This is a genomic window from bacterium, from assembly GCA_028821235.1.
Lineage (GTDB): Bacteria > Actinomycetota > Acidimicrobiia > Spongiisociales > Spongiisociaceae > Spongiisocius.
Genome location: JAPPGV010000149.1, coordinates 41013 through 49184 on the forward strand (window position 1 = coordinate 41013; position 8172 = coordinate 49184).

General features: G+C 67.9%; 6 protein-coding genes and 1 pseudogene. 1 reads left to right on the forward strand and 6 read right to left on the reverse strand.

Features of this window, described 5'->3' with window-relative positions:
• Positions 1 to 50: 50 nt before the first annotated feature.
• A complete protein-coding gene (locus tag OXK16_15550) occupies positions 51 to 542 on the reverse strand; it encodes a hypothetical protein (GenBank protein MDE0377358.1) in 492 nt (163 codons plus the stop codon).
• Complete coding sequence (locus OXK16_15555) at positions 539 to 1225, reverse strand: DNA methyltransferase (GenBank protein MDE0377359.1); 687 nt, start codon at positions 1223 to 1225, stop codon at positions 539 to 541. The genes OXK16_15550 and OXK16_15555 overlap by 4 nt, the downstream gene beginning before the upstream one ends.
• 214 nt (positions 1226 to 1439) lie before the next feature.
• Between OXK16_15555 and polX the strand changes: the two genes are divergently transcribed.
• The gene (gene polX / locus OXK16_15560; protein ID MDE0377360.1) at positions 1440 to 3182 is read left to right on the forward strand and encodes a DNA polymerase/3'-5' exonuclease PolX; all 1743 of its coding nucleotides are present in this window, start codon (positions 1440 to 1442) and stop codon (positions 3180 to 3182) included.
• Positions 3183 to 3242: 60 nt separating this feature from the next.
• On the opposite strand, the pseudogene OXK16_15565 reads toward polX, so the two are convergent.
• The 4 genes and pseudogenes from OXK16_15565 to OXK16_15580 all read right to left on the reverse strand — a co-directional run bounded on the left by OXK16_15565 (position 3243) and on the right by OXK16_15580 (position 8015).
• A pseudogene (locus OXK16_15565) lies at positions 3243 to 4022 on the reverse strand (alpha/beta hydrolase).
• 75 nt (positions 4023 to 4097) lie between these two features.
• On the reverse strand, positions 4098 to 5081 hold the full coding sequence (locus OXK16_15570) for an alpha-ketoacid dehydrogenase subunit beta (protein ID MDE0377361.1): 984 nt from the start codon (positions 5079 to 5081) through the stop codon (positions 4098 to 4100).
• 10 nt (positions 5082 to 5091) lie between these two features.
• Positions 5092 to 6060, reverse strand: a complete 969-nt coding sequence (locus OXK16_15575; protein ID MDE0377362.1) for a thiamine pyrophosphate-dependent dehydrogenase E1 component subunit alpha — start codon at positions 6058 to 6060, stop codon at positions 5092 to 5094.
• Positions 6061 to 6221: 161 nt separating this feature from the next.
• Entirely contained in the window at positions 6222 to 8015 is a 1794-nt protein-coding gene (locus OXK16_15580; protein MDE0377363.1) for a 1-acyl-sn-glycerol-3-phosphate acyltransferase, read from the reverse strand.
• Positions 8016 to 8172: the final 157 nt, after the last annotated feature.

Genomic DNA, 8172 nt, shown 5'->3' on the forward strand with positions numbered 1-8172 from the left:
CTTTGCCGGTGGCTCAGCTCTTGGTTGCCGATTCCGCGTTGGCATGGCATTCATGGGAGTGTGGCTCGGACCCAAGCCGGAAGCTCTTCGATGGGGCGCATGCTGTCCTTGCGCTTGGTCAGCTTGAACGTGACGCTCTGACCCTCCGCCATCCTTACGAGTCGTCCGGCTCTCCCCTCTGCCACATGGCCCTTCCGCCACGCGTTGAACCGTATGCTCGCCGGTGCGATACCCAGACACATGAGGTACTCGTAGTCCCGGTCGAGTCGGACATGGTTGAACTGGAAGTTCCCGCCCACGTCCTCCGAGGCCGTTTTGACCTCGAAGCGGGCGCCTTCAATGGTCATATCGGTGGGAGTGACGCGGGCACCGTTGCCGGTATTGATGCCGTTGCGGTTCAGGTATCGGTGGAGGGAGTCCTCACCGATCTGACCTCGGTTGGTATTAGCGACGGACCGAAAGCTCTCTAGGGGCGCACCGGTCCACTTCGATGGCGGGGAATGATCGCTGATGACCTCGATGAGCAGTTCGACCGCGCTCATTGGGGAGGCTTCCACACTCCTCGACGATCGTCTCGCTTCCAAAAGACCAGGAAGTAGGAGTGGTTCTTCCGCGCATGAACCTGCCGGACGGCGCGGCTGACACCCGGCCGGTTATTCCTCACGATGACGAACAAGTCCTCCGCAACGAATCCGAGGCGCTCATATGCCTGCATGATTTCCACGTGGGTGAACCGTTGGCGGTTCGAGCACACCTCGTCCTGGCACTTCACGATGAGCACGCCACGGTCGCGGAGCACGCGGTGCGCCTCCCTTCCGGCATCCACATACAACTCGAGAACTGCCTCGTGGTACTTGCTTCGAGTGCGGTTCCCGGTCTTGTTGTTGCGGTAGTAGTCCTCGAACGGTGAGGCGGATCCGTGCGCGGTACCCCCGGGTGTGTGCATGTATGGGGGATCGAGCACCACGCAGTCGATCTCACCGTCTGTGTATGGCAGATCGCGGCAGTCGATCCCGTCCCGGATGTCTGAAGCTCGTAGTTCGTACTGTTCCGGTGGTATGCGACGCCAGAACACCCCCTTCCCATAGGTCACGTCGGCGACGATGCTCCCCGGTTTGACATACAGACCCAGAATGCTGGGGAAGGCGCGGTCGTTGCCGACGGTAAAGGCGCTCAGAACCAGATCGTTGGTTGGCTCACCGTTACGGACGCTGCGGCCACTCACCGGAAAGAGTGTACGGGTGGTTTCCGCCGTCTCGGGGCTTGCTGGCATGTCTGGTTCTCCTCGTTCGGTACATTAGCTTGCGGCGAGGGGCCTTCGTGACTCGCCTAGGCGTGCCGAGCGGGAACAGCGTCCTCGGAGTACGAGAGGTGCTTCGGCACCACCCCAGCGTCTGGTGCGGCCACCATCGGTCATCCGAGGAAGGTAGAGGAAGGGTGTGACAACCAATTCCGATATAGCCGCCATCTTCGACGAGTTGGCCGCGCTCACGCGGATCGCTGACGGGTCTGCCCAGTCGTTCCGGGCCAGGGCCTACGAGTCGGCCACGAAGACGATCAGGGGGCTGCCCCAACCCGCCGCCGAACTGTCCGCGGCGGACCTGATGCGGGTTCCCGGGATCGGCAAGTCCACGGCGTCCATGATCCGCGAGTATGTCGAGAACGGCCGGCTCGGCCGGCTCGACACCCTTCGCAAGGAGTACCCCCCGGCCTTCCAGGAGCTGGTGCGCATCCCGGGCCTCGGTCCCAAGCGGGCGGTCACATTGCGAGCGGCCCTGGGCGTGGACTCGGTGGAGGCTCTTGTGGTCGCGCTCGACGCGCGGGTGGTGCGGGAGCTGCCGGGCTTCGGCCGGAAGACGGAGGAGAACCTGCGGCGGGCCATCGACCGGCTGGGTTGGACAGGCAAGGAGCGGCGGACCCCGATACTCGTGGCCATGCGCGAGGCCGAGCGCCTGGTCGCGGACCTGGGCCGGCTGCCCGGCGTGGACCGGGCCGCCTACTGCGGGAGCCTGCGGAGGTTCCGCGACACGGTGGCCGACCTCGACCTCCTGGTGTCCACCTCCGATCCCGCCCCGGTGGCCCGGCGCCTGGCAGGCCGGTCATGGGTCAGCGAGGTCATCGGCTCGGGCGAGACCAAGACCTCGGTGCTGACCCACGCGGGCCTCCAGGTGGATGTCCGCATGGTGCCCGAGCATCAGTGGGGAGCGGCCCTCCTCTACTTCACCGGTTCCAAGGAGCACAACATCCGGCTACGAAGGCTGGCCATCGAGCGGGGCTGGGTGCTGAGCGAGTACGCCCTGTACGAGTCGGAAACGGAAGCCGTGGTGGCGCAGCAGACGGAAGAGGACATCTACCGGGCGCTGGGGATGGAGTGGGTGCCGCCGCCGATCCGGGAGGACCAGGGGGAGATAGAGGAGGCCCTGACCGGTCGGCTGCCCGACCTGATAGAAGAAAGCGACCTCCGCGGCGACCTCCACGTTCACTCCGACATGTCGGGGGACGGGCAGGACTCCCTCGAGGCGATGCTGGACAAGGCGGTGGCCAAGGGGCTGGAGTACATCGCCATCACGGACCACGCCGAGAACCTGGCCATAAACGGGGTCGGACGGGACGAGATGCTGGCCCAACGCCGGCACATCGCCCGCCTTCGAGACCGTTACCCGGGGCTAAGAATCCTCCACGGGGTGGAGCTGAACATCGGGCGCGACGGCTCGCTGGATTACGACCATGACTTCCTCATGGACTACGACTGGTGTGTCGCCTCGGTCCACAGCCATTTCGACCTCCCGCACGAGCAGCAGACCGTGCGGGTCATCTCCGCAATGGCCCACCCGGCGGTCGATGTGATCGGTCACCTTCAAGGACGGAGGATCGGTCGCCGCCCGCCCATCGACCTCGAGGTGGGAGCGGTGCTGGAAGCGGCCGAGCTGACCGGCACGGCCATCGAGATCAACTCCCACCTCGACCGGCTCGACGCGACCGTAGAGGTGTTACTCCAGGCCCGGGGGAGGGACGTGCGGTTCATCATCTCCTCGGACGCCCACGACACGGGGGAACTGGATCAGACGGCTTGGGGTGTCCTCCAGGCCCGACGAGGCCGGGTGAACCGCGACATGATCGCCAACAGTTGGCCGGTGGACCGCTTCGTCGCCTGGGCCCGGGCCCGACGGCACGGCCGCTAGGCCGTTCGTCGGGGCGGACGCCGGGTCCATGAACTCCGCCACCACTTCCAGCAACAGATCCGGGGCTTCCAGCATGGCTATGTGGCCGACCCCGACCAGCGGCCGGTAGGACCAGTCCGGGCGGAGGGCGGCCAAACGTTCCGCGGCGCTGATCGGCACCACCTGGTCGTGCGTGCCATGGATGAGGAGGGTCGGGGCGCTGACCAGCAGCGCCGTCCGGCGCCAGCGCGAGAAGGGCACGAGGTTTGCCATGATTGACCGAAAGGCCTCCAGGTAGGCGTGCGGCGGCCAGGGCATGGCGTTCCGCTCGGCGGCGACCTGGGCATGGAGCCGCCTGACCCTCGCCGACATCCTCCCCTGCGCGCCGGCCAGCAGGTCGAGGGCGGTGTCGGTGGTCTGCTCGGGAGTCCCTTGGCGCCGGAGCCAGTTCACGTACATGAGGTTGGCGCCCGGTACCAGATACATGAGCATGGAGGTGATCCAGGCCGGAGGGAGACCCTCCAGGTCGGCGGTCGATCCCGGCGTGTCGATCAGTACCAGGCGGTCCACCAGGTCGGGGCGTTGCCCGGCGAGGATCATGCTGATCATGGCGCCCATCGAGTTCCCGATCACCAGCGCCGGCCCGCCTCCCTGGTACTCGATGAAGTCGGCCATGAGTCCTGCCTGAGCCTGCATGGAGGCGCTCCGCCCGGCCGGAGGGGTGCGGCCGAAGCCGGGTAGCTCGGGCGCCACCACCCGGCCGTAACGGGTCAGCGGGACGGCCGTCTCCATCCAGTTGACCGCCGATCCGCTCAGCCCGTGGACCAGCAGCACCAGCCGGCCCTCCCCTCCGTACTCCATGCCGTGCAAGGGGCCGTGCAGGTCGATCGTGAAGCGCTCCATCCGGCCAGGGTACCCGGCCGCCGAGCCTGCGGATCAGTAGGCGACGGTCTCCCGGATGGCGGCCATGATGTCGTCGGCGCCGGGGCGGTAGGCGTCCTCCAGCGGGGGACTGAACGGCACCGGCACGTCGAGGCCGCCCACCCGGTGGATGGGCGCATCCAGGTACTCGAAGGAGGTCTGGCCGAGATCCGCCGCGATCTCGGCGCCCACCCCGGCCAGCCGGTTGGCGGCGTGTACCACCACGGCCCGGCCGGTCTTGCGCACCGACGCCGTGACCGTGTCCCGGTCGAGCGGTTTCAGGGTGCGGAGATCTATGACCTCCACGGCGATCTCGGGCGCCAGTCCGTCGGCGGCCACCAGGGCCTGGCGCACCATCTCGCCGTAGGTGATGACCGTGACGTGATGGCCATCCCTTGCTATCCGGGCCCGGCCGATCGGGGTGGCGCGGTCCCCCTCCGGAACCTCCCCCCGGAGGCTCCGGTAGAGCGGCTTCGACTCGAAGTAGATGACCGGGTTGTTGTCCCGGATGGCGGCGAGCAGGAGCCCTTTGGCGTCGGCCGGCGTGGCCGGGGCCACCACCTTCAGGCCGGGGGTATGGACGAACCACGCCTCCGGGTTCTGGCTGTGGAAGGGGCCGGAGCGGATCCCCCCGTCGGCCGGGGCCCGGATCACCCACGGGACGGCCGCCTGCCACCGGTAGTGGGTGGTGGCGGCGTACTGGACGATGGAGTCGAAGCCCGTGGAGATGAAGTCGGCGAACTGAACCTCGATCACGGGGCGGAGCCCCATCAGACCCATGCCGGTGGCGGCTCCGATGAAGGCCAGCTCGGTCATCGGTGTGTTCATCACCCTCCGGGGGCCGAACTCGGCCTCCAAGCCCTTGGTGGCCTTGAAAGCACCCCCGAACTCGCCCCCGATGTCCTCGCCCATGACCAGGACGTCGGGATCACGCCGCATCTCGGTCCGTAGTCCGTCCCGGATGGCCTCGATATAGGTCATGGTGCGGGTGCTGTCCATGACGGGGTCCTCAGGCGGCGTACACGCCGTCGGTGACGGTGCCGGGGTCCGGCCATTCGCTCGACTCGGCGAACTCCACGGCATCGGCCACGATCTCGCGGCACTTCTCGGCGACCCGGGCAAGGTACTCGCGGTCGACCAGGCCGCGCGAGGTCAGCTTCTCCTCGTGGAGGAGGAGAGGATCGCGGGCCTCCCATTCGTCCAGGAGCGCCTGCGGGACGTACTCGGCGCCGTCGTGGATGGCGTGCCCCAGCATCCGCATGGTCCGGGCCTCGATGAGGGTGGGCCCGCCACCCTCCCGAGCCTTGGCCACCGCCGCCTCGACGGTCCCGTAGACCTCCTCCACGTCGTTGCCGTCCACGGTCCGTGACTCCACCCCGTGCCCGCTGGCCCGGACGGCCAGGTCGTCGATGGCCATCTGCTGGTGCAGCGGTGTCGAGTAGGCGTACTGGTTGTTCTCGATGACCACCACGAACGGGGCTCGCTGCACGGCCGCCAGGTTGAGCGACTCGTGGAACACGCCGGCGCAGGATGAGCCGTCGCCGACGAACGTCAGGGCCACGCGGGGCTCGGAACGGTAGGAGAAGGACATGGCCGCCCCGAGCGCCACCGGCATGGTCTGGGGGAGGTGGCTGATGAAGCCGATGAGGTTGAGGGACAGGTCTCCGCATCCGTGGAGGTTGCCGTCCCGGCCCCTTGTGACGCCGGTGGCCCGGCCCAGCTGGTTGGCCATGAGCCGTCGGGGGGTCATGCCTCTCACCAGGTAGCAGCCCAGGTCGCGGTGCATCGGAGCGACCACGTCGTCCGGCGCGAGCGCCACGCCGGCGCCCACGCTGATCGCCTCGTGACCTCGCTGGTTGAAGGTGGTTCCCACACCCCGGCCCTGCTTCCAGAGGTTCACCAGCTGGTCGTCCATCGTGCGGGTGAGCCGCATCCAGTAGTGCAGGTCGACGTTGAGATCGTCAGGTAGCAGGGTCACGTATTCGATATTAGGAGCATGCTGAAAAAGACGGGGATGGTAGGCCCGTCACGCAATGACGGGTGCTCTGTTGTCGGTATCGGGCCGACCGGACATTCTTCAGCACGCTCCTAGAGCGTGCTCGCACGCCGCTGCGTGTGGCAATGGCCGGTACCGCCGACCTATCGCCTACCGGATGCCGAGCACTGATCCAAGGTCTTGATGGCCTCCAGGAACCGGCCCAGCTCGGCGGCGAGCGCTTCGCGGTCCGGCCGGAGATTCGCCTCATCCGTTGCCGCCGGATCATGCCGTGTCGCCAATCTGAGACCGGCCGATAGGAGGGGAAGGGAGGCGGCCTCGGCCGATATCCGATCCTGGCGGACGTAGGCGAGGCTGCGCTCGAGGGCTGATCGCAGGAAGCCCCTGCCGTCTGATGGCCGACCGCCCGGCTCCTCCGCCAGGCGTCCGGCCACGACCCAGTAAGCCTCCAGGAAGTGGCGCACCGCCCAAGGGGCCCGGTGGGGGCGGAGTCCGTCCAGCACCGGCGCCGGCCCCTCGTGGAGGAGGAGGGATTCCCAGGCCGGGATCCGCCTGGCGAGTTCGCTGAAGACCTGGCCCGAGAAGGCCTCCCGGTCGGGGAGGAAGAAGTCGGTCTCGAGGAGGCCATGCAGCGCATCCAGCCCGTCGTGGAAGCCTTCGAGCACGGCGCTCCCTGTCAGCCGGCCCGCCGCGGCGACCGCCACCTCCGCCGCCGCCGGCACAACGTAGTGATGGGCGATGGTGTTGCGATAGTAGGAGGCCGCCAGGCGCTGGTCGGGCTCGATCCGGTAGGTCGGTGACGCCCCGCCCGGCCCGGATGCGTCCTGGTCGATGGCCACGATCCCCCGGCGGGCCAGCGTGCGGACGATCCTCTCGACTCCGGCCCGGTCGAGCGCCGCCAGGCCGTCGGCGGTGGGCAGCCGCCGGGCGCCGGCATCCCTCACCAGCTCGTCGACCACCTCGCGGAGCCGGGCCATGGACAGCCCGAGAGGATCGGTGTCTCCAAGGAGGGCCGAGGCCACCAGGGACGTGGCGGTCACGGGCGTGGCCCGGTTGATCCTCGCACAGATCTCGGCCCCCAGAGCCTCGATCATGCCGCGGCGGTCGGCTTCCGGGTGGCCGCCGAACAGCTCTGCCATCGACAGGGGCTCGCCCAGGCGGACGTGGATGTCGCCGTAGTCCCTGCCCATCCTCAGGATGCTCTTGACCATCCACACGACGGTCTCCCGCCGCTTGGTCGCTCCGCGCTGCTCCGCGACGTAGGGCTCGATCTCCTCCACGTGGTCGTAGCTGATGGAGACCGGTATCGCCCATATGTCGTCGCAGCGGCCGTTCCACAGGGCCTCGGCGGCGTAGGTGAGCAGGCCGTAGGTGGGCGGTAATACCTTGCCGGTCCGGCTCCGGGTTCCCTCGAGGTACCACTCCACCGGGTGGCCCTCTTCGAGGATGTGGGCGAGGTAGGCCCGCAGAACCCGCTTGTAGATGGGCCGGTCACCGATCCGGCGGCGGATGAAGAAGGACCCCGACCGGCGAAGTATCGGCCCCAGCAGGAAGAAGTTCATGTTTATGCCCGAAGCGGTGTAGTTGGGCGGTCGCCCGCTCCTCCACAGGACGTGGTGCAGCACCGCATGATCGAGCTGGGACTTGTGGGATGGCAGGAAGACCAGCGGATGGCCGGTCTCCAACCCTGCCAGTCGCTCCAGGTCCCCGGGGTCGTAACGGACGTTGCGGTAGTTCCGGCGCCACAACAGGCCGGCCGCCCATCCGCCGAACCCGGCTACGACAGGTGAGGGAGTGGTGTGGATCTCCCGCAGGTACCGCTGGGCGGCCCGCATGGCCTCCCGGTCGGTGCGGCCGGTATCACTGGCGATCCGGGCGAGTTCGGATCGGAAACCGGGATCGGCGAGGACGCCGAGACGAGCCGATCGGGGGATCATTCGGCGGTCCCGGATGGGAGGGCCGGTACGCGGTTGCTACCGGGAAACGGCACGGTATTGATGATACGAGCCGGAACCGGCTACCGGCTACCGGCAACCCCAGATTCTCGGGCCGCCAGCAGCTTCCGGTTGAGCTTGCCGGTGGTGGTCTTGGGCA

Coding starts and splice junctions, on each gene's coding strand:
- OXK16_15550 (MDE0377358.1), bottom strand. CDS start 542: ATGAGCGCGGTCGAACTGCTCATCGAGGTCATCAGCGATCATTCCCCG.
- OXK16_15570 (MDE0377361.1), bottom strand. CDS start 5,081: ATGGACAGCACCCGCACCATGACCTATATCGAGGCCATCCGGGACGGA.
- OXK16_15580 (MDE0377363.1), bottom strand. CDS start 8,015: ATGATCCCCCGATCGGCTCGTCTCGGCGTCCTCGCCGATCCCGGTTTC.